Origin of the sequence: Enterococcus hirae ATCC 9790, from assembly GCF_000271405.2 — a bacterium.
Taxonomy (GTDB): domain Bacteria; phylum Bacillota; class Bacilli; order Lactobacillales; family Enterococcaceae; genus Enterococcus_B; species Enterococcus_B hirae.
Window position 1 is genome coordinate 1,894,732 of the sequence record NC_018081.1, and the last position, 21,175, is coordinate 1,915,906.

The 21,175-nt window shown below is 33.5% G+C and carries 24 protein-coding genes and 2 pseudogenes; 14 read left to right on the forward strand and 12 right to left on the reverse strand.

Features of this window, described 5'->3' with window-relative positions:
* Nucleotides 1-65 precede the first annotated feature (65 nt).
* Genes EHR_RS09095 through ybaK form a run of 3 tightly spaced genes read left to right on the forward strand, consistent with a single transcriptional unit; the run spans nt 66 to nt 2,512 of the window.
* Entirely contained in the window at nt 66-1,238 is a 1,173-nt protein-coding gene (locus EHR_RS09095; protein ID WP_010737846.1) for a class I SAM-dependent rRNA methyltransferase, read from the forward strand.
* Nucleotides 1,239-1,251: 13 nt separating this feature from the next.
* A complete protein-coding gene (aroD, locus tag EHR_RS09100; protein ID WP_010737845.1) occupies nt 1,252-2,001 on the forward strand; it encodes a type I 3-dehydroquinate dehydratase in 750 nt (249 codons plus the stop codon).
* A gap of 43 nt (nt 2,002-2,044) precedes the next feature.
* Nucleotides 2,045-2,512, forward strand: coding sequence for a Cys-tRNA(Pro) deacylase (gene ybaK, locus EHR_RS09105; RefSeq protein WP_014834553.1), 468 nt, complete (start codon nt 2,045-2,047; stop codon nt 2,510-2,512).
* 98 nt (nt 2,513-2,610) lie between these two features.
* On the opposite strand, the gene EHR_RS09110 is transcribed toward ybaK, so the two are convergent.
* The gene (locus tag EHR_RS09110; RefSeq protein ID WP_010737843.1) at nt 2,611-3,864 is read right to left on the reverse strand and encodes a BaiN/RdsA family NAD(P)/FAD-dependent oxidoreductase; all 1,254 of its coding nucleotides are present in this window, start codon (nt 3,862-3,864) and stop codon (nt 2,611-2,613) included.
* A 113-nt stretch (nt 3,865-3,977) separates the two neighbouring features.
* Between EHR_RS09110 and gdhA the strand changes: the two genes are divergently transcribed.
* Nucleotides 3,978-5,327, forward strand: coding sequence for an NADP-specific glutamate dehydrogenase (gdhA, locus tag EHR_RS09115; protein WP_010737842.1), 1,350 nt, complete (start codon nt 3,978-3,980; stop codon nt 5,325-5,327).
* Nucleotides 5,328-5,439: 112 nt separating this feature from the next.
* Entirely contained in the window at nt 5,440-6,786 is a 1,347-nt protein-coding gene (locus tag EHR_RS09120; RefSeq protein WP_010718407.1) for a glucose-6-phosphate isomerase, read from the forward strand.
* A gap of 101 nt (nt 6,787-6,887) precedes the next feature.
* Here the strand turns inward: EHR_RS09120 and EHR_RS09125 are convergent, their stop codons facing one another.
* The 5 genes from EHR_RS09125 to EHR_RS09145 all read right to left on the reverse strand — a co-directional run bounded on the left by EHR_RS09125 (nt 6,888) and on the right by EHR_RS09145 (nt 11,910).
* Nucleotides 6,888-8,111 carry a tyrosine-type recombinase/integrase gene (locus EHR_RS09125; RefSeq protein WP_010737841.1) on the reverse strand — a complete coding sequence of 408 codons (1,224 nt, stop codon included), beginning with the start codon at nt 8,109-8,111 and terminating at the stop codon, nt 6,888-6,890.
* 305 nt (nt 8,112-8,416) lie between these two features.
* Nucleotides 8,417-10,000, reverse strand: a complete 1,584-nt coding sequence (locus EHR_RS09130) for an SIR2 family protein (protein ID WP_010737840.1) — start codon at nt 9,998-10,000, stop codon at nt 8,417-8,419.
* Nucleotides 10,001-10,079: 79 nt separating this feature from the next.
* Nucleotides 10,080-10,238 (reverse strand): SHOCT domain-containing protein, encoded by a 159-nt coding sequence (locus EHR_RS13840; protein WP_014834555.1) that lies wholly within the window; start codon nt 10,236-10,238, stop codon nt 10,080-10,082.
* An 856-nt stretch (nt 10,239-11,094) separates the two neighbouring features.
* Nucleotides 11,095-11,523, reverse strand: coding sequence for an ImmA/IrrE family metallo-endopeptidase (locus EHR_RS09140; RefSeq protein ID WP_010737839.1), 429 nt, complete (start codon nt 11,521-11,523; stop codon nt 11,095-11,097).
* Nucleotides 11,524-11,529: 6 nt separating this feature from the next.
* Nucleotides 11,530-11,910, reverse strand: a complete 381-nt coding sequence (locus EHR_RS09145; protein ID WP_010737838.1) for a helix-turn-helix transcriptional regulator — start codon at nt 11,908-11,910, stop codon at nt 11,530-11,532.
* A gap of 164 nt (nt 11,911-12,074) precedes the next feature.
* Here EHR_RS09145 and EHR_RS09150 point away from each other — a divergent pair, with 164 nt between their 5' ends.
* Together EHR_RS09150 and EHR_RS09155 are read left to right on the forward strand one after the other, a co-directional pair.
* Nucleotides 12,075-12,326, forward strand: a complete 252-nt coding sequence (locus EHR_RS09150) for a helix-turn-helix domain-containing protein (RefSeq protein WP_010737837.1) — start codon at nt 12,075-12,077, stop codon at nt 12,324-12,326.
* On the forward strand, nt 12,323-12,574 hold the full coding sequence (locus EHR_RS09155) for a hypothetical protein (protein WP_010737836.1): 252 nt from the start codon (nt 12,323-12,325) through the stop codon (nt 12,572-12,574). Before EHR_RS09150 ends, EHR_RS09155 begins: the two co-directional genes overlap by 4 nt.
* Here EHR_RS09155 and EHR_RS09160 read toward each other — a convergent pair.
* Entirely contained in the window at nt 12,515-13,342 is an 828-nt protein-coding gene (locus EHR_RS09160) for a TIGR02391 family protein (RefSeq protein WP_010737835.1), read from the reverse strand. The two genes, EHR_RS09155 and EHR_RS09160, sit on opposite strands and share 60 nt — an antisense overlap.
* A 335-nt stretch (nt 13,343-13,677) precedes the next feature.
* On the opposite strand from EHR_RS09160, the pseudogene EHR_RS09165 reads away from it, so the two are divergent.
* Together EHR_RS09165 and EHR_RS14465 are read left to right on the forward strand one after the other, a co-directional pair.
* Nucleotides 13,678-13,818 (forward strand): annotated as a pseudogene (locus EHR_RS09165) (DUF1064 domain-containing protein); the annotation flags it as partial.
* Between the two features lie 151 nt (nt 13,819-13,969).
* A pseudogene (locus EHR_RS14465) lies at nt 13,970-14,170 on the forward strand (beta-sandwich lipoprotein); the annotation flags it as partial.
* Between the two features lie 45 nt (nt 14,171-14,215).
* On the opposite strand, the gene EHR_RS09175 reads toward EHR_RS14465, so the two are convergent.
* From EHR_RS09175 to EHR_RS09185, 4 genes are all read right to left on the reverse strand, one after another.
* On the reverse strand, nt 14,216-14,422 hold the full coding sequence (locus EHR_RS09175) for a DUF3955 domain-containing protein (RefSeq protein WP_010737834.1): 207 nt from the start codon (nt 14,420-14,422) through the stop codon (nt 14,216-14,218).
* A gap of 223 nt (nt 14,423-14,645) precedes the next feature.
* A complete protein-coding gene (locus tag EHR_RS09180; RefSeq protein ID WP_010737833.1) occupies nt 14,646-15,005 on the reverse strand; it encodes a YxeA family protein in 360 nt (119 codons plus the stop codon).
* A gap of 190 nt (nt 15,006-15,195) precedes the next feature.
* Nucleotides 15,196-15,441 carry a hypothetical protein gene (locus tag EHR_RS14470; RefSeq protein ID WP_071859362.1) on the reverse strand — a complete coding sequence of 82 codons (246 nt, stop codon included), beginning with the start codon at nt 15,439-15,441 and terminating at the stop codon, nt 15,196-15,198.
* 209 nt (nt 15,442-15,650) lie between these two features.
* Entirely contained in the window at nt 15,651-16,037 is a 387-nt protein-coding gene (locus tag EHR_RS09185; RefSeq protein ID WP_010737832.1) for a hypothetical protein, read from the reverse strand.
* 207 nt (nt 16,038-16,244) lie between these two features.
* Here EHR_RS09185 and EHR_RS09190 point away from each other — a divergent pair, with 207 nt between their 5' ends.
* Together EHR_RS09190 and EHR_RS14475 are read left to right on the forward strand one after the other, a co-directional pair.
* A complete protein-coding gene (locus EHR_RS09190) occupies nt 16,245-16,712 on the forward strand; it encodes an ArpU family phage packaging/lysis transcriptional regulator (protein WP_010737831.1) in 468 nt (155 codons plus the stop codon).
* 1,016 nt (nt 16,713-17,728) lie between these two features.
* A complete protein-coding gene (locus EHR_RS14475; protein WP_229065712.1) occupies nt 17,729-17,785 on the forward strand; it encodes a hypothetical protein in 57 nt (18 codons plus the stop codon).
* 206 nt (nt 17,786-17,991) lie between these two features.
* Here EHR_RS14475 and EHR_RS09195 read toward each other — a convergent pair whose 3' ends face one another.
* Complete coding sequence (locus EHR_RS09195; protein WP_010737830.1) at nt 17,992-18,294, reverse strand: hypothetical protein; 303 nt, start codon at nt 18,292-18,294, stop codon at nt 17,992-17,994.
* 106 nt (nt 18,295-18,400) lie between these two features.
* Here EHR_RS09195 and EHR_RS09200 point away from each other — a divergent pair, with 106 nt between their 5' ends.
* The 3 genes from EHR_RS09200 to EHR_RS09210 are packed head-to-tail and all read left to right on the forward strand — an operon-like array spanning nt 18,401 to nt 21,169.
* Nucleotides 18,401-18,628: a hypothetical protein gene (locus EHR_RS09200; protein WP_010718386.1), complete on the forward strand. Its 228-nt coding sequence runs from the start codon at nt 18,401-18,403 to the stop codon at nt 18,626-18,628.
* Nucleotides 18,625-18,933: a hypothetical protein gene (locus tag EHR_RS09205; RefSeq protein WP_010718385.1), complete on the forward strand. Its 309-nt coding sequence runs from the start codon at nt 18,625-18,627 to the stop codon at nt 18,931-18,933. The genes EHR_RS09200 and EHR_RS09205 overlap by 4 nt, the downstream gene beginning before the upstream one ends.
* Nucleotides 18,920-21,169 carry a BppU family phage baseplate upper protein gene (locus EHR_RS09210; RefSeq protein WP_010737829.1) on the forward strand — a complete coding sequence of 750 codons (2,250 nt, stop codon included), beginning with the start codon at nt 18,920-18,922 and terminating at the stop codon, nt 21,167-21,169. The genes EHR_RS09205 and EHR_RS09210 overlap by 14 nt, the downstream gene beginning before the upstream one ends.
* The last annotated feature ends 6 nt before the right edge of the window (nt 21,170-21,175 follow it).

The window sequence follows — 21,175 nt, forward strand, 5'->3', positions numbered from 1 at the left end:
GCACTAAGACAGCCTGCTTAATATTTGGTATACTGATTAATGATAAAGGTAAAGTAGGTGAGTCAATGAAAGTACAAATTAAGAAAAAAGCAGGAAATCGTATCAAGAACGGTTATCCATTGATTCAAAAGGAAGATTTGGTCCAGTCGTACAATGAAACCACGCAGTGGATCGAATTGGTTGATCAACAAGATAATTTCTTAGCTAAGGGCTATTTAGGTAAACAAAACAAAGGAATCGGTTGGGTTTTGAGTCAACAAAATGAAACGTTTGACCAGGCATTTTTTGAGAAAAAGTTTTCTGAAGCTAAAGCAAAAAGACAAGCTTTTTTCATAGATGAACAAACAACAGCATTTCGTTTATTTAACGGAGAAGGGGATGGCATCGGTGGTCTGATCATTGATTATTATGAACACTATGCAGTATTTTCTTGGTATAATGAAACTCTTTATACTTACCGACATTTGCTCTTCTCAGCGTTTCAACAAGTTTATCCTGAGATAAAGGGTGCTTACGAAAAAATCCGTTTTGAAACAAATGAATTTCCTGAAAGTCAGTATGTTTATGGAGAAACAGCTCCTGAACCTTTAATCATCAAAGAAAATGGCGTCTCTTACGCCACTTATTTGAATGAAGGGCTGATGACAGGCATCTTTTTAGATCAAAAAGAAGTCCGAGGAGCTTTGATCGATGGACTTGGTCTAGGAAAGTCTGTTTTGAATATGTTTAGCTATACTGGGGCTTTTTCAGTTGCGGCAGCAATGGGTGGTGCTTTGGAGACCACGAGTGTTGACTTAGCAAAGCGAAGTTTGAAAAAAACACAGGAACAATTTGAAATCAACGGTTTGGATCTTCAGACACAAAAAATCATTGTGATGGATGTTTTTGCCTATTTTAAATATGCTAAAAGAAAGCAGCTGACTTATGATCTCATTGTGCTTGACCCTCCAAGTTTTGCGAGAAACAAAAAGAAAGTGTTCCGAGTAGCCAAAGATTATGGCGAATTGGTTAAAGATAGCTTGGCTATTTTATCGGACGAGGGAACGCTTATCGCTTCAACGAACGCAGCTAACGTGAGTACCGATCAGTTCAAAAAAATGATCGAAAATGAACTAATGCTAGCCAATGTTGAATATGAAGAAATCACTCGTTTTCGATTACCACAAGATTTCCAAACCATTGAAGCCTTTCCAGAAGGGGATTATCTAAAAGTATTTATCTATCAAATTAGGAAATAAGGGGGGAGGACAGATGGTGCAAGTGAAAGGACTAAACTTAGGAAAAGGACATCCTAAAATTTGTGCGCCAATGATCGGAGACACTCGTGAAGAACTTTTGCGAGAAGCAATTTTAGCCAAAGAAGCTGGTGCTGATTTAGTGGAGTGGCGAATTGATTATTATGAAGATGTCTTTCAATATGAAAAAGTCACAGAAACGTTGGTGCTGATTCATGAGATGCTCGACGGGTTACCGGTACTTTTCACTTTTAGAACAATAGCAGAAGGTGGCAAACGAGATATAACGATCCGAGCATACCACGAGTTGTACCTACAGATGATCCGCTCTGGTTTAGTCGATATGGTTGATTTAGAATTAGACAAAATTGAAAGCCTTGAAAAAGAGTTGTTAGCAGAAATCAAACAGCGCAACATCCCGATGATTATCAGCAGTCATAATTTTAAAGAGACCCCAGCTGATCCAGTCTTATTGTATCAATTAAATATGATGGAACATCTTGGTGCAGATATCGGTAAAATAGCGGTAATGCCCCATAACGAACGAGATGTGTTACGTTTGATGGAGCTAACGAGACGGGCAGGAGCGTTTGTGTCCATGCCTCTGATTACAATGTCAATGGGACAGCTCGGAATGATTTCGCGCTTATCGGGAAATTTGACTGGTTCGGTCATGACTTTTGGTGCGTTAACCTCTGAAAAAGCATCAGCACCTGGACAAATCACTGTAAAGGAACTAAAATCAATAATCAAATTATTAAATTGAAACAATCTAATTTGAAGGTGAAAATGTTGGCAAAGAAAAACAAGTGAAAACAAATGCGATCCGCTTAGTAGAACAAAAGAAAATCAAGTATACTGAACATGAGTATGCTTGGGATGAAGCACATTTAAGTGCATCTTCTGTCGCTGAGCAACTTTCTGAAAGTGAACACCGCATTTATAAAACACTCGTAGCGGTTGGAAACAAAACAGGAACGATCGTAGCGGTCATTCCTGGTAATCGAGAGTTAGATCTAAAAAAATTAGCAAGAGTATCTGGAAACAAAAAAGTAGAAATGTTACATCTGAAAGACTTAGAAGCTACCACTGGTTATATTCGTGGTGGTTGCTCGCCAATTGGGATGAAGAAATTATTTCCTACTTATTTAGAACAAACAGCACAATCACAAGAAACGATCATTGTATCAGCAGGAAAAAGAGGACACCAAATGGAGCTAGCACCTCAAGCCATTTGTGATTTAACTAAAGGGACTTTTGCTGATCTTGTACTGTGATGCAGTCGGCAATTCATCAGTTTATCAACTAAAAAAGAAAAAACAGTAACGAAAAGAGTCAGACATCTTCTACTCCCTTCGTTACTGTTTTCGTTTAATTAGCTAAGAAAAGCGGCATTCATTCCTGCTACATGTCCAGTTGCAAAAGCCGCAGTAATATTGAACCCACCAGTATATCCATTAACATCTAGCAATTCACCAGCAAAAAATAATCCATTGACCAATTTGCTTTCTAATGTTTTTGGATTGATCTCTTTTAGTGAAACGCCACCACCAGTCACAAAAGACTTTTCGATGGCAAAAGTTTTGGTTATTTTGAAAGAAAAATTTTTGCAAAGCTCCGCAAATTGTTGGATCTCTTTTTCTGTCGTTTGACTACCAGTTTGTTCCGTTAATCCACTTTTTTCAAGGAAAAAGAGAAGCAAGCGTTCAGGTAAAAAGCCATGCCAAGCATTACTCAATGTTTTCTTCGATTGTTGGCTTTTAGCAGTCAATTCGTTGATCAATTCTTGAAGCGAACGATTCGGAAAACAGTCTAAGACGACCGTGACAGGTTCTCCAGTCGTTTGCAACTCTTGATTGATGAAACTTGAACATCTCAATGCCGCAGGTCCAGAAATCCCAAAATGCGTGAAAAGCAAGTCCATAACATGTTCGGTGATGACTTTACCTTTCTTGTTTAATACGCTTAAAGAAATATCTTGTAAAGATAATCCTTGCAAGGTTTTATCCTTGATAAAAGTTTCTTCAGAAACCAGTGGAGATTCTGTTGCATACAAGGGAGTGACAGTGTGACCGACTTTTTTAACGATTTTATAGCCATCACCTGTAGAACCAGTCGACGGATAGGTTCGCCCCCCAGTAGTTAATACGACACAAGAGGATTGAAATTCTTCAAATTCCGTTCGTACGCCATAGATTTTTCCGTCGCTATGCACTAATTTTTCGACTCGGGTGCCAAAGAGCATCGTAACATTTAATTCATTTAAACGATGGATCAAGGCTTCGATAATCGTTTTTGACTTATTCGTCACAGGGAACATCCGACCATGATCTTCTTCTTTTAGATGAACACCTTGAGATTCGAAAAATTCCATGATATCAAAATTATTCCATTGGGAAAATGTACTGTATAAAAATTTGCCATTTCCAGGAATATGAGCAATCAAATCATCAACTGGACGGTTATTCGTGACATTACATCTTCCGCCACCTGTCATTAATAATTTTTTTCCAGCTTTTTTATTTTTTTCAATTAAGAGAACCTTTGCGCCATATTCAGCCGCACTAATTGCAGCCATCATACCACTAGTTCCAGCACCGACTACAATCACATCATAGGTTGTTTCCATTTCCTCACCTCAGAGAAAGTGTAGCATATTTATGAAAAGAAAGCAGGAAATGTTTTGAGCATCTAATAAAAATAGGCTAAAATAAAAGAAGATTATAAAAGGAGTGTGAAACAATGACAAACGCAACAGAATACGTCCAACGAATTCAAAATAATATTCATCAAAAAGACACAGGACAAGTCGAATTTTTACAAGCCATTGATGAATTTATGCCTTCAGCTACTCAATTTTTAGAAAAACATCCTGAATACATCAAACGAAATATTTTAGGATTGTTATCAGAACCAGAAAGAATCATTCAATTTCGCGTGCCGTGGCAAGATGGCGAAGGAAACTGGCAAGTCAATCGTGGATACCGCATTCAGTACAATTCAGCAATCGGCCCTTATAAAGGTGGGTTGAGATTCCATCCGAGTGTGAATTTAAGTATTCTTAAATTTCTAGCTTTTGAACAAATTTTCAAAAATAGTCTAACTGGTCTACCAATTGGTGGAGGAAAAGGCGGAAGTGACTTTGATCCAAAAGGAAAATCAGACGATGAAATCATGCGTTTTTGTCAAAGTTTCATGCTGGAGCTATCCAAGCATATCGGTCCATCCATCGATGTACCTGCTGGAGATATTGGAGTCGGTGCCAGAGAAATCGGTTATTTGTTTGGAGAATATAAACGATTAAAACAATATGATGCCGGTGTCCTTACTGGAAAACCATTAGATTTTTGGGGAAGTAAGATTCGTACGGAAGCAACTGGATACGGATTGGTTTATTATGTCAAACATCTTTTACAAGCAGAAAAAGACTCTTTTGAAGGAAAAACAGTTATGGTATCTGGTAGCGGAAACGTTGCAATCTATGCCATTGAAAAAGTTCAAGAATTAGGTGGGAAAGTCATCACATGTTCTGATTCCAGTGGGTTTATCTATGATCCAGAAGGAATCGACCTGGCACTATTAAAAGAAGTCAAAGAAGAAAAAAGGGAACGGTTGACCGCTTATGCAGAAAAACGTGATTCTGCTGTCTATCATGCTGGTCAATCTGTCTGGACTTTGAAAGAAACTGCAGATATCGCGCTTCCTTGCGCTACTCAAAACGAGATAGACGAAACGCTGGCTAACAACTTGGTTGAATGTGGAGTGAAAATCATCGCAGAAGGCGCAAACATGCCATGTACTCTTGAAGCTGTCAATGTTTTTGAAAAAGCCAATGTGTGGTATTGTCCTGGGAAAGCAGCTAATGCCGGCGGTGTCGCTGTCTCAGCATTAGAAATGAGTCAAAATGCTCAACGATTGTCTTGGGAAAGTGAACAAGTGGATCGCCAATTAGATGAAATCATGAAAAATATTTATCAAACGTGTCGCCAAACGGCAGCAGCTTATGGCAATGAAAAAAATCTATTGCTAGGAGCAAATGTTGCAGGTTTTGAAAAAGTAGCGAAAGTGATGTATGCGCAAGGATTAGTTTAGTGTTTGAAATTTTCTTGTAAATATTAGCTTCAATTCATTTATTTGCTTGAAAAATTGTAAAAAAAACGTAAAGTATAAGCTGTATATTGATCTTTTAAAGGAGGAATAAAAAATGGCACATATTCATTTTGATTATTCAAAAGTAGCACCATTTGTTAATGAACATGAGTTAGGTTACATGCAAAGCCAAGTATCAATGGCAGATAAAGTATTACGTGAAGGTACAGGCGCAGGAAGTGATTTCCGTGGTTGGATCGATCTACCTACTAATTACGACAAAGAAGAATTTGCTCGTATCAAAGAAGCAGCGAAAAAAATCCAATCTGATTCTGAAGTTTTAGTAGTTATCGGAATCGGTGGTTCTTACCTAGGCGCTCGTGCAGCAATCGATTTCTTAAACCACACTTTCTTCAATTTATTAGATGGTGAACAACGTAAAGCACCACAAATTTTCTTTGCAGGAAACTCAATCAGCTCAACTTATATCGCTGATTTGATTGAAGTAATCGGAGATCGTGACTTCTCAGTAAACGTGATTTCAAAATCAGGTACAACGACTGAACCAGCTATTGCATTCCGTGTCTTCAAAGAATTACTTGTTAAAAAATATGGTCAAGAAGAAGCGAATAAACGTATTTATGCAACAACTGATAAAGCAAAAGGTGCAGTTAAAGTAGAAGCCGACGCAGAAGGTTGGGAAACATTCGTGATTCCTGATGACATCGGTGGACGTTTCTCTGTTTTAACAGCAGTAGGATTACTACCAATCGCTGTTAGTGGAGCAGATATCGATGCGTTGATGCAAGGAGCTGCAGATGCAAGCAAAGCTTATTCAAGTGATAAACTAGAAGAAAACGAAGCTTATCAATATGCAGCAATGCGTAACATCCTTTACCGTAAAGGGAAAGTAACTGAATTATTGATCAACTATGAACCAGGAATGCAATATTTCTCTGAATGGTGGAAACAATTATACGGTGAATCAGAAGGTAAAGACCAAAAAGGAATCTACCCTTCAAGTGCGAACTTCTCAACTGACTTACATTCACTAGGTCAATATATTCAAGAAGGACGCCGTAACATCTTTGAAACGATCGTTAAAGTTGAAAAACCACGTAAATCAATTACAATTCCAGAACAAGCTGAAGACCTAGATGGTTTAGGTTACTTGGAAGGAAAAGAAGTAGATTTCGTCAATACAAAAGCTTTTGAAGGAACTTTATTGGCTCATACAGATGGCGACGTACCAAACTTATTAGTTAAAATTCCAGAAATGGATGCTTACACATTAGGTTATACAATGTACTTCTTTGAAATTGCTGTAGGTATTTCAGGTTACTTAAATGGAATTAACCCATTTGACCAACCTGGTGTTGAAGCATATAAGAAAAACATGTTCGCACTTCTAGGCAAACCAGGCTTTGAAGACCTTGCCAAAGAATTGAACGAACGTTTGTAATATAAGGTTTTTAGTCAGATTTAAAAAAATAGTGATAGAAACATGTTCGCTTGAAAATAAAACTAGTGATAGCTTTAGTGATAGTGAAAGTAAAAAAGCGCTCAATTTGAGTGCTTTTTTATTTGCTCTTCTATATAGTTTTCTAATTGGTTCATTGATCTTTTTTTCACTTCGGGAGAAATATGGGCATAGACTTGTGTAGTAGAAACATCTTTATGTCCTAAAAAATCTTTGATATCTTCTAAAGGTATTCCTGCTTGTCTCGTTCTAGCTGCAAAAGTATGTCTACCATCATGCACAGTTATGTGGGGGAGATTGGCACGTTTTTCAATTCTATGAGAAGCACCGTTAACGGTTCGATCTCTTATTGGAATACCTTTATTTTTACCGTAAGTATTTATAAAAATAAATGCTTCGTGGTCATCTGTTTCGGGTAAAAAACCAAATTTTTTTATTACTTGATTTCTTAAAGTCAATAAGGCTTTCTTTACTCGTTTTGTCATAGGCAATGATCGTGTACCAGATGGGGTTTTTGTGTCATCTGTAATAATTAAACCTTTGTTAGGTCCTTTTTCAGCAGCCCCAAGTCGTTCACGATTGATATTAAGTGTATTCTGAGAAAAATCAATATCAGCCCATTGTAGCCCTAAAGCTTCTGATTTTCGCAATCCTTGATCAAATATAATAAGAAAAAAGGGATACCATATAAATGATTTCTCTTTTTTGGCAAATTCGAGAAATAGTTCAGATTGATCAAAAGTATAATATTTAACTTTCTTTTTATCAGATATATTTCTTGGAAACTCAACAAAACTAGTAGGGTTATTCTTTATATATCCTAACTGAATAGCTTTTTTGAAAGCATTGCTAAGAGTGGCATTGATACTTTTGGCTGTTGTTACTGAGAGACCTTCCTTAGTTCTACCTAAACCCTTTTTAGTAAGTAACTGATTGATGAATCTTTGATGATCAGCTCTAGTATATTTATCTAGTTTATATTTTCCAATATATGGATTGATGTACATTTTTATATTTGCCCTATGAACTATTCTTGTTCCTTCTTTAACATTCATTTTATAGTTATTAATCCAATCGTCCATGAATTTTTCTATAGTTAATTTCTTAGGATTATTTTGTATATATTCTTCAGAAGCTATTTCGCCTTCGACAATTTTTGCGAATCTTTCTGCTTCTTCATGACTTTTAAACCCTTTTTTATGAATCTTTTTCTGTAACTTAGTACCAGGATCAATTCCATTTGATATATATACTTCATAACGATATTCTTTTGATTTCTTTAAGTAATATTTTTTAATGGAGGCCACTGACATCATTCCTTTCGTATTTCAGTCCTAATAATAAGAATATTTTAGGGGAGGTATGTTATTTGAACGAATATTTAGAAAATCTTCGTATCAATAAAGTTTTTATACGAACTTACGTTCTTTTGCATTTGAAAAAGAAAAGCCCGAAGGCTAATCATCAAAAAAACAAAAATACTGGTCAATCTATAAAGTATTGTGTATAATTCATTTATAAACAATTTTCATAATCTTTAATATTTGTTTACCTTGCGTGCTCTCTAGATAATTGTTTCCTGAATAGGAGGCTGTGTCTATGGTACGCTTTTTTATTTATATTTTAAATAGTCTAATTCTCTGATTAGTCTTCGAACTGACGCGCGTTCGGTGGCATTAAAATTATTATTTTTTGAATCAATTATTCCCTTTTTTTCAATCAAGACTTTCTTTAGAAAATATTCTAAATCTTTAATATTTATTTCATTTTCATCTAAGGTTTCAAGATGGTGTAGTTTTTTTAGAAATGTAATATTAGTAGTGGTTATAGATGAAACTGAATCAAAACTTTTCGTTCTCTTTTTGATTGAATTAGTTTTAAATGAAGAAAAATCTTGAGGTATCCAATCTAGCTCCGAATACATCTGCTTTATTGCATCTGATGCAGACGAAAGATATTTAAAAACAGGCAAGGTACCGTACATTTTTCTGAGTTCGATAATGGTTTTTTGTAGCAAAGAATCCGGATTATAATTTTTATCATCAAAAACTATGTCACTATATATTTCTTCTGTCTTTGGAGTTAAGTATCCTAATTTAGCAAGTTCGATTACACCAAAACCTGTAACATACTCTATTTTTTGCTTGTCGTCAGGAGTCAAATCTGTTTCTGGAAGATTAACGAATAGTCTATCTGTAGGATCGTTCGTCAAAACAAGTTTATACATATCTTGTTTAACATGTCTTAATAGTTTAATCGGATATTTAGCTTTGTTATTATTCAAGCATTTGTATAGTAAGGAATAATCATTTAAAGAAATCTGTTTGATAGTGATTGAGCGACCGTTCTCAAAAGAAATAGTGTAAGTTGAAGATGAAAAATTAGTTTCACTTTCATCCCAGACAACATAAAACAGTCTGTCCTCTATTTCTTGTAGCTGTTCGGAAGTTAGTGAAAGCTGAATATCATTTAATATTTTCCTTATATCTTCATCACCTATTGAATAACCTATAAAAAAAATTGGGTGTTCAACAAAAATAGTAAGTAACTTTGCCGCAATATATTTGTGTTTTTGTTCTATCAAGGCATAATCTTTTGTATTAATTAGTATAGATTCGGGATTATCAACGCAGCCGTGAATTTTATATATTTCTCCTAAATCATATTTAGTATGAAATAGAAGCTCTTCTTGTGATGAATAAACCTCGTAGTCAAAAATTTTCTCTTGTAATTTGTCGTAATTAGTTGTTATTATTCCAGCAATTGCATTCGGAGAAATATTTTTTAATTCATCAAGCTCAGGTTTTAATTCTTGATTTATTTCTTTAAATGAGTTCAAATAACTAGCAATCTCAATTTTAATAGGGGCTACACCTTTTTCCATTAATAAAGAGTTTTTTGCTCTACTTTCCTCAAAGCGTGGATCATCAAACCATATTTCATCTAGTTCATCTGAAATTAAATCACACAAATAGGTCATATAGTTATTGTACTCAGTATTTAAATCATATTTTTTATCAGCTTTTCTTCTTAGTTTGTGAAACCCTTTATCATTATTGAAAGTAATAAATGAAATATATTTTAGTAAATCCATCCAAGTTGGAGTACTTAGATATCTACGTGAAAACCCTGAACCCAAAAATAGAAAGGGCATTGAATCTGCTTTAGCTAATAATGGTTTTAAAAAATCATTCATACATATACCTCCAAAATTGTAACCCATAAAGCGGTTTGAAACCTTTGTTGTCAATGAAGATGTGGGGCTTCAAGTTGGTCTATAAATTTAACAATATATTTTTCTTAGTTTCAAACTCTTCTTGAGTGATTATTCCGTCGTCTAAAAGTTCTTTATATTTTCTTAACTCATCAGCAGGAGAAAATACTTGATTTTCTGCTATAATATTTATTTGTTCTTTAGAGGTTTCTTTTAACATTATGTCTAGAGTTGATAATATCTTATCAGCTTGTACAATAGTATTTTTATATTAAGATGCTCTATAATAGTATTATCTTTCTTTTTACCAGTAACTGCTCCAACGATGGCTCCTACACCACCAAAAGCTAAGGCACCTATAGCAACTCTTCCTAATCCTCCTGAAGAAATAGAAGTTCCATTTCCGACTAATTCGTAACTGTTTATTTTATCTAAATCATAAATAGAACTAGAATTAAAGAGCCCCTTGATTTTAAATTGTCGTTTTTCTGTATCTATAAAAATACTTTTCTCAATTGTTCTATTAGGAGTGAAATCTTTTAATTTTCTTAAGTTTTCTTCTTGTTGTCTTTTTATAGTAATTTCTTTTCTTCATTTTCTTCTTGAATTAATAATTTTTTTATTTTTTCTTCTTTCTATTGCCAAACAAGCCCATGCTTCTCACTCCATTATCTATATTTATAATATTTAGAAATTCATACTATTTTACAGTAATCAATCAAACCACTTGAAAACGCCCACAGTTCCATTAGCCTTGAATAAGATTTTATAGTTCTTATAAGCTAGGCTGTCTGGATAAATCTTAGAATATGTTCTAACTGCATTTTTTAACGCCTCTGTTGTTATGCCTAGAAATTCTGCTGATTACCACATAAATGTGAATCTTTCGTTATAACTATCTATAAAATCTTGTGGAGTAACAAGCAGTGTAAAGTCAATATCTCTAGCTTTTTGTTCTTGTTTTCTTTTTTCATTAGTGTCCTGATCGATAATATCCCCAACGCTAGATAAGTGGTGACCGATTTCTTCAGTTATAGTTTTTACTTCCACTTAGGGCAGGAAGTAGTAGCCGCCAATTAAATTAAAAATCTATACACGCTTTCAGGAAGCCCATACAAATTTGTTAATTCCTCGACTTTTCTAGGGTATTTATCGTTGTCTTCTTTATAAAGAGAAACAATGAGATTAGCGGCAAAGCAATTCGCTTCGCTTTCTGATTTGCTTCTGGATGTTCGTGTGGATACATAATAGCTAGATAACCCACGATGAAATATAGCGTGACCAAGTTCGTGAGCGCAAATATAGAACCGTTCTTCAGAATACTTCAGTTCGTGATTTAGAAGAATAATTGAGCGTCCTAATAATTCTTGAAATTGCCCCTTTGGGTTATTCAAAAAGGGAACGTATCTAATTTGAATATCCATTTTTTCACAAATAGTAAAGGGATTAGCAGAATTATATTTTTGTTTTAGTCTACCGACTAGACTAATTACGTCCATCTCCATAGAAAATCACTTCTCTTTACTTTTGTCTTCTTTTCTAAATTCCCAAAATAGACCAGTTAAAACATCTTTTACCCGTTGTTTCTCTTCATCAGTTAATGTTTCGCCACCATAAGCCATATTAACATTGGAATCGAGCATTTTATCTAATTCAACTAAATCATTTTCATCAGCCCATTCAGGAGTTTGATTTCTTCCAAGTAAGTAATCAGTAGTAACATTAAAAACTTCTGCTAATTTCTGGAGTTCTTCTGTAGAAACCTTTCTAGTGCCATTTTCAATTTTATTCATTGCTGATTTTTCTAATCCAATTTTCCTGCCTAACTCTGCTTGGGTCCAGTCACGTTTTTCTCTTAAATCTATTATTCTATTCACTAGATCTTTTGACATTAGACTACCCCTTCCGTTGCTTTTTTCACAACTATTTTACCATAGTTGCGAAAAAAGATATAAAAAGATGCGAAAAAAGATACTTTTTTCTGTTGACGTATCTAAAATAGCAATGTATTATATGTATATAAGGTTGCTAAAAAAGAAACTTTGGAGGTGCAAATATGTATCAAGTAAATCTTGAACTAATAAAAGAGCGACGTAAAACAAAAGGTTACTCTTTAAAAAAAATGTCTGATCTCATGGGTTTTAATGATAAGGCGAAATATTATAGAAGAGAAACTGGCGAATATAATTTTAAACCAGAAGAACTTCCTTATTTAGCAAAGCTATTGGATATCCCATTAGCAAAAATTTTTACCCATAAAGTATCTAAAATCGAAACTTTCGACAAAGAAAGGAGAAACACCAAATGACACGACAAGAAAAAAATGAAATTATAGCTAAGAGTAGAGCTGATTATTTAAGAACAGATTTAATTTATACAACAATGCAACTAAATTCTAAGTTGACCGTCGAACTAGGTAAATTAGAGGAAAATAAAAATAGCAATATTACCAACAGAGTTATCAGATTAGCTGAGGTAACAGCTAAGTTCACAGATTTAACTACTAGATATATCACGGACATTGATGCAATTATCCAAAATACGATGGGCAAGTGAAATAAGTGTGAAAGCAGTAATTGCATCTGTTTCTGATTTTGGATTGTAAAGTTTTGGTTCATGGGCTTGAGGATTTCTATATAAATAAACAATTGTATTTAATAAGCTTTTTAATCCGTTGTATTCGCTCTTTTCCGTAAGTGTAGACAGCATATTATTTTTAATCAGAATTACTGGCCTTTTAAGAATAAACGCTTTATCAATCAATAATGATCCATCTTCTGTGAGTTCTGAGATAGAACGTACTCTATTTAATAAACCTTTACTAGCTTCAAATATTGCATGAAAATAATTTTCTTTTAGAAATTCTTCTTTGCAATAGAACATGGTTTGCTCATGTATATCATAATCAGATAGTTTGTCTTGAAACGAAAGTAGACGTTTCTGAGCTTCTGAAAATGAATCAACTCTTACTGAGGGAATTATTTTTCCAGAATCATTTAATTCAAATCCATAGAAAATTAATTTTGAATTTATTGCTTTAAGAGTAGACTTCCATAATTCTGGCTTATCTATAAATTTTTGTGGCTGCATGACGTATTGAGTAACTTTAAACAAAGGTTTAGCGTTTTTTGAAACTGAACAATGATAGGAGATAGTTTCGTTTAATCTCCGCCATTTTGTAGAAGTAGTAGGCAAGTTATTAATTTGATCAAAATCTTTAAAATTCAAATATTGAAATATTGTAGTAATTTTTGATCCTGTGAGTACATCGGCTAAAATTATAGAAATTTCCTCAATCAGTGCATTATCAATTGGTTTAGACAATAAAATCACTCCTTTAAAAAAATAATAGCAAAAGAAGCGAGCGAACAAAAAGAGAACAAGGAGGTATTTTTATAACACACCAAGAAAAAATAAACATCGTACTTGATGCAAGACCTAGACTAGTACACATCATCAAATGTGCTACAGATGTTCAACTTGATCTTTTAGTTGAAGAAGTTCAAAAAGAGCTTGAACGTGAATTAGACGAAACAGCTTTTGTTTGATTCTTTAAATTAATAGTACAAAAAAATTGCTCGTATTGATATACGTGCGAATAAGAAATTGAGGTGTTCAAACTGTTAAAAAAATCAGCTGTCATTCGAGAATCATTAATTAAGCTTGTGAAAGTTGTAGATGTCAAAGGAATGCAGACAAAAGATTTTAAAATCAAAGCGAAACTGTTCTGCCATCGTTATCAAGTGCCGTTGATATTAGCTAAAAAATATGGCAAGACGTTCAAGGAAGAGCGTTTTTAAAAGAAAGGTTAGGAAGGTTTGAAAATGAGCAGAAAAAAGAAATTCATTCCAGAAGTTAACCAAGAGGTTGAATGCTTTTGGTGTGACACAGAACATGAGACACCATGGATTTATCTATTTGTATGATATGTAAAGACAGTCTACGACAGATGTTGATACGGAAGATAAAAATAAACTCGTTATTCTAGTTGAAACAGGAAAGAATGAGTACAAAAAACATCTTGTAAATATGACTAGTTGGAACATGTATGTGGTTGAAGATTTAAAAGGTGCGAAGGTCAATGAATACAAATACGAAGTAAATTACATGCCAGAAAGTATTGTGCCGTTTACGGTAATGGAGAAGAAGTAGGAAGATATCTCGCTAAAAAAACGACCAATTGGTCGTTTAATTTGCTTATTTTTTGTAGAACTTATTTCTGGCGAAACTATATATTGCGGTAAAAATGGAGAGCGTAAATGATAAATAACCTAAAGGAACACAAAAGAATGCAGGCTCAATCAACATACCGTTTGCATCAAGATGTGAACCGACAATTGCAGAAGTCATAAATAAAATCACGCTTACAATAAAAAATAAAATAGAAATGCCATATCTTTTCATAAGTATCTCCTCCTTATTTTTGAATAATAAATGAAAATGTTTAAGAAAAGGTATGAGTGACAAAAATGTTAGAATTTAATTTTCTAGTACAGAGTATTTAAAAAGGGAATTTAGTAGATTGGGAAATGAGCGTGAATAAGCAAGCAACAATGAAACGAAGCATCGAACTGACACCTTCTAAAAGCTGGCAAGTAGATGAAGAGAGACGGAAATACCGTCTCCCTTAGTTACTATCAAGTTTGTTCAATACAGAAGAAGGTATATCTTTAGTATTGACTTCCTCCCATCCTACTACTCCTTTACTTTTATTTACATGTAACACAAGATAGGCATTCTCTTTCAATGGCTTATCTTTGAAAGAATCAAAAGCTATATCTTTTTCTTTATTATCTTCTGTATAGCTTGGCAAGTTGTATTTATACCGATATTGTTTTCTTTCATTACCTTTACCAATGGAGACACGTTCGCCTTTTGAAACTATTTTAGTGTAATACTCTGTTGTTGCAAAAGTCTGGTCGTACCAAACCCAACTTCCACCTAACAGTAAAATAGCTACTATGCTATAAGACAGTATTTTTTTCATATAAAATCATTCCTTTCAAACAATAGATTACATCAATGAATGATCAAAAAAATCAAACTAAAGTCTGAGAAGAAGCTAACACAATTGTAAGGGAGTCGTTAGGTAAATCCAATTTATTATTACATTCAGAGGTAGGAAGAAAAAAGAAATATACAGAGGATGTGATTATTAGAGCATGAAAATTAATACTTTAAAAAAAATATCGTAAGACAAAAATAAAAAGAATTGTAGACAAAAATAACCCTGTGATATACAAAAACAGTATTGACAAGGGATGATAAAAGGTATGTCGTATTATTTTTACTATGAAAAACGCTATGGGTAAAAAAGAAAGCACTAATATTCTCACTTTTCTAGAGTGCTTGGTGAAGTAGAAGAAAGAGATAATACCAATGCAAACTGGAATCCAAAATAAGAGCATGCTAACTGTAACCATAGTATCATTTCCTGAATAGTCTTAGGTCAATTAGGATCATAGCATTTTATCAGATAATAACCAAATATAATGCAGGAATTGAATAAAAATCAGACACTGTAGATTAATAAAATTAAATAATATATTTACTTTTATTTGTAATGTTAAAAAAGACATGTATAAATAAGTTAAAGAAAAGGAATTTTACAAGAAAAGTATAAAGCAATTAATTATTGGTCACTTTCTTCTCCGAAAATATAATTTTTGAATGTCTTTGACATAGGGAATAATATCATACAAAAAAGTAATAATACTTGGTAAGAACAAATAATTTTTAGATTGGCTGTTTGATATTGTAAATTTAGGTAAAAATGAATGAAAAATTCAACTAAATTAAGTAATAATAAGTAGAAATAATATCTTTTTTTTATTTTACAATTATATATCCAATAAAAGCTAATTTTGTAATCAATAATTACAAGTAGTGATAGAAAAATTTTAAGCAACATCGTAGTAGTGTCATGTTCGTGTGCAAGGCGATTAAACATTAACATTATTGTTGGTAGGGGAATATAGATAGTTAACAAAGAAATAAAAAAGTAAACAATAAAAGGCATATATTACTCCTGAAGTTTTGTTTGTAAAAAAATTCACAATATTTAGTATTATAAAAATAAAATAAAAATAAATAGACAGATAAAGTGAAATGTCAAAAACTAATAATTTTTATTTATAGAATTTATCTAAATAAAGAAGCCGGATTCCTCCGACTTTGGTTAATAATTCTGACACAATTATTATATCATAATTGGAGGAATCAATGGATGGTACTTTTCGATGTAAAGAAGTATGAGACACCAGAGGCAAAAGATGTGGATATGGAACGCACGAAACACAATGTTGGTGTTTTCCTTTCAGCATATCTATCGGCTAGATGTAGAGTGGGACAGCCTCGTGAGCCAAAAGTTACAGCATCTTATTCTTTGATTCCACCCTCTACAGCTGATCATATATTTGAAGCAGAAAGAATGCTGATCGATAAAGAAGAAGCACAAGAAGAATTTGAGTATTTGCATAAATTGTTTGTTCGAGGCTATTCAGCGATACAGCATCCACATAAGCCTGACGTGACCGAAAGGCGGAAGAAGATATTCTATGATCGTTATATCAATGGTCTGCCCATTTATGTAACTGCTCAAAGAAATAATACTAGCGAAGAATCTGTCAAACTAGAATCAAACAGAATTATCATCCAATTTGCTTCATCGTTAGAACTGGTTACTTTTAAGTAGCCAGTTTTTACACTTTTTATACCCATTTACTACCCAAAAGCTTTCCTTTTTATACCTTTTTTATACCAATCAACTATCTAGTAAATGATTTATTATGATAGTGTCGAAAGATGAGGAATTCGACAAAATAAGCGAAGGGAGGCAGTCTCCCTTATCGTTGTAATTATGCTTTGATAGACAGCAACTAACCAATCACAAAAATACGAAAAAGGAAGTGAAAACCTCCTTTACTTTCCATTGATTTATCTATATCAACTGGTTGCTGTCTGTTTTGATATAAAAAAATTARGCTATCCTCAAAAGATAGCTAGCAATACAATTATTTTTTACTGCAACAAGAACGACAACAGTATTTGCATCCAGAAACATTTTAAATTTGTTTTTTTGATACGAATATATCGGAGCGCTGATGAACATTCTATATAGTATCCAATTTCAATCGAATGATTTTTGTCAGGGGCATATGGACAGTCTATTTCATGTAGTATGTGAGTATTATTTTTTGTAGGTGTTGTATCAATTAACATAATTAGGCATATGAAAAACCTCCTTAATTAATTATATAACGACTAAAAATAATTTCGCAATACACTTATGTCGCTGTGGCGGAAATAGAGAGACGCGAAGGTGAAGGTAGGTTTCGTATGGCGGACTACTGGGACCTTGTACAAAACTAGAGAGGAATAGTACATGAGTGGTGCGATCCCATTCCAGCGACTTTGAGATTGAGCAGTAGTGGGGGGCAATCTGACCTATATACCATTCTATAGCTACTGCAAGAGGAATGGGCAATCTCAAATTATAGCATGCTAGAACTATACCTCATGAGCTGCTCTGAGGTGTAGTTTTTACATAAAAACAAGGCTAGCAAACCAGCTAACCTTGTTTTATAATATGTATCGTAGAAAAGTGAAAAGATGGTGGCAATCCATTCTAGGAGGTGATGCTTATGAATGTAAGTATCAAATTTAAGGAAAGGAGAGCCTGAATTGTCAGTGTTTGAGGCGCTACAGCTAATGATTGCTTTTGCGATGTTAGTTTTAGCTATCAAAGATGACAATAACAAAAAATAAACCATCTCTCACTTTGACGAGCTGAGATGGTTTATTTAATCAAACATTAAAGTTTCGTCACCGTCTTTTTAACGGTTCTACACAGGACGTGTTACCAGCACGTCCTTTTTCTATGTCTATTATATCATGTGAAAATACAAAATCAATTGAGAGCACTCGCTGTCTATTAATTTCTAAAGACGGAAGTTATATTTATAGTACATCGATTAAAGATAGATATAATATGCATCAGCTTCTGAAGTATCAGAATTTACATTATGAAGACCTTCTAGTTTGATGTGAAGTTCTTCAGCAATCTGTTTGATATATTTATTTAATATCCTATTTTCTAATTTTAAATAATTAGCTACCTCAATCGAAATTATTTTATTGCATTCTTTATCTATAAGTCGAACATTAAACTGTTTTATAATGTCGTTTAGATCGGTTTCGTTAGGAATGTTGTTTATCAATGATGTACGCTGTTTTATCGAAATAAGTGTATTTTTTATCATTTTAAATTCATCCATAGCTTCACCTTCTATAATTTTTTAATTTAAATTTAATTATATATTATACTTTTATTTCTATCCATTTTTTTGCTGAAGAGAAGATGATCGAGGAGGTAAATAATTAATGAGAAACTACTGGTACGTATCACTTTCTAATAGGTATCCACAGCCAAATGATAATGATCCAATTAGAGTGGTCCAGTCAGTCCAAATAAAAAAGAAGTACTCAATCATTGAAATGGCACGAGAAGCGACACCAAAAGAAATCGACAAATATAACCTTCGTTACTGTGGACGTGGGTATTGGAAAGACGAATATATTCAACAAAACATTGAGAGGTACATCAAATGAATGATAACTATGATTACACCAAGTTGATTGAGAAGATAAGAGCAGAGAAAGATATGGATGAACTAGCTACCTTATTCATTAACATCATTAGTTTAGTTGGATTAAAGATGGATGAAGTAGCAGCTCTTAATTATTTTATTGCTGAACAAACAATTAAAGCAGACCACAATGCTAAGTTTATAAAGGAAAAATTAGGCTTGAGTGTAAATAATCTTAGTATTGAAGGAATATTTAAGGTACAAGAAGCCTTAGTGAATGTTTATATAGAGAAATATAGCAAGGAGAATAGTCATGGGGATGTTTAAAAATCTATTTGTTCAAAGCGATAGAAGCGAAATTGAATTGTTCGAAGTAAAAGATGATGCCAATCTATTAGAGATTAAATTAAAAGATACTGACTCAGTACCAGAGATTTATTATAAAGGACAACGATTGGATAAAATACCAAGAGGATTAGTGGATATTTCATATCATTGGCATACAAGAAGTTATGATACAAATGGACAGAATAAAATACATATTGAGTATTATGATAGTCCGAATACAAAACTGATGAAAGAGAATACTCCGCTTAGTTTAGCGGAAGGGACGACCGTTCCAATTCGATTGAGGTTCAAATCTGAAACAGCAGAAGGCGGATATGGAAAACATGACTATCTTGCCACTATTGAAGATCGTGTGAATGGTATTGTATCTATTGTATTAGAAGATAATATTTTAGGATATGTCGGAAAAGTAGAAGGTAGCGTATATATTGATTTTCCAAACGACCTCTCGTTAGATACAGCTGGTCGTTTTACTTTTTACATCAAACGCAGTCCAATTGATGATAGTATGCCAGAACTAGAAGATTATTATTTCAATGGTTTTAGTCAAAACATTGATAAAATTGAAAAAATTCTAGCTGATAGAAAGTTAGAGATTGATCAAAAAATTGCGGAATCCGAAACTCAGATTGATGGAAAACTAAAAGACACAAACGACAAAATCACGAAAGCTAATCAAGATATCGCAGCTCTCAATACCAATATTGATAAGGCGAATGACTGTATTGATCAAACTAATCAGCAAATAGGCAACCTTGGAAAGCTGAAAAAGATGTACAGTAACAGCATCGACTTCTGGGACTATGATTATAGTGGAAATCCAAATCTATTAAGCACTATAACTAGTGATTATTTTACAACAAAAGATAATGTAACAATCACCAACGAAAATAGGGGTGTAAAATTAACTTTTAGAAATTCTGGATTTGGTGCTGAAACAGGAAATGTCATGCAAATCAAGCCCCAAACAACCTATACGCTTTCTGCTAAGGTAACAGTGAATGAGGATTTTGTAGGAGACTTGTCAAAAGTTCGACTAACTTATAGAAAATTTCCTGGAGGTAACATTCTGCTGGGAACAAACTTAGCTGATACGTTAGTTGGAGAAACAAAAATGATTTCTGTGACTGGTAGTGTATCAGAGATGAAACAAGTAGAGCGTACTTATCTACGTTTAGATAGTAATTCCCAAATAGTGGATGGATCAATCAGTATAGAATATATCAAGTTAGAAGAAGGAGCAATACCTACGCCATATCACCCCAACTTATTTGAAAAACCATGGCAGATATCCAAAATTCCTTTGAATGAAAATCTGGCAAATCAGTCGGTTGTATTTCCAATAAATACATCAACTTATAATTTGTATGCCGCAAAGATGAAAAAGAAGTTGGAAATAGAGAAAACCATGACAATTACACTAAAAGGAACGAAGCCAGTCAATCAGTCTTTTAAACTATTTGGAAATGGTTCGATTGATTACGGCACATTAACCCCTGTGAATGGTTTAGTTGATACATGGCGTTTAACTTTTACACCTAATGAGGTAGCTACTGCTAATCCTAGCAATATCGAACTTTACCAAGTACCAAAAAATACACTTGGAAATTGCACAATTGAGTGGTTAAAAATAGAAGAAGGAGATGTAGCTACTCCGAATATCATAGATTATAAATATTTCGGTGAAGGCTTGAAAGATAGTGTTAATCCAAATGATTACAGCTGGGACATCACACCTGAGTATACAGAGAAGAGTTTTGCGAGAGAAGACTGTGTGGTTCATAATTCAGGAAATGAATCTATTGATGGTTTTAAAGACTTTCGACAAACACCAACAGTGAATGATGTACCAGTAATTTTAGATCGTTTTGTTTCAAAAACAGTAAAAACAACGAATACAACAGATTTTACCAATGAAAGTTCAGTCAGATTTGAACGATGGGGACGTCTTGTAGTAGCCAATTTTGAGATTACAAATAAATCATCAAATTTTGCTGGATGGAAAAATTTAATGGCTTTTCCAAAAGGATATACTCCGATTTCGTTAACAGGTTGGGGTGGAACTTTGGCGAATAAAACCAATCGAAATCCTGCATTATCTGTTTATGCGAATGCTTCGGGAATTACTGTGATGGTTTCTACTACAAATTTACCAGAAAATCAAACTTGTTCTGGAACCATCGTCTATTTTACAAATGATGTGTGGCCAAATTAATAGGAG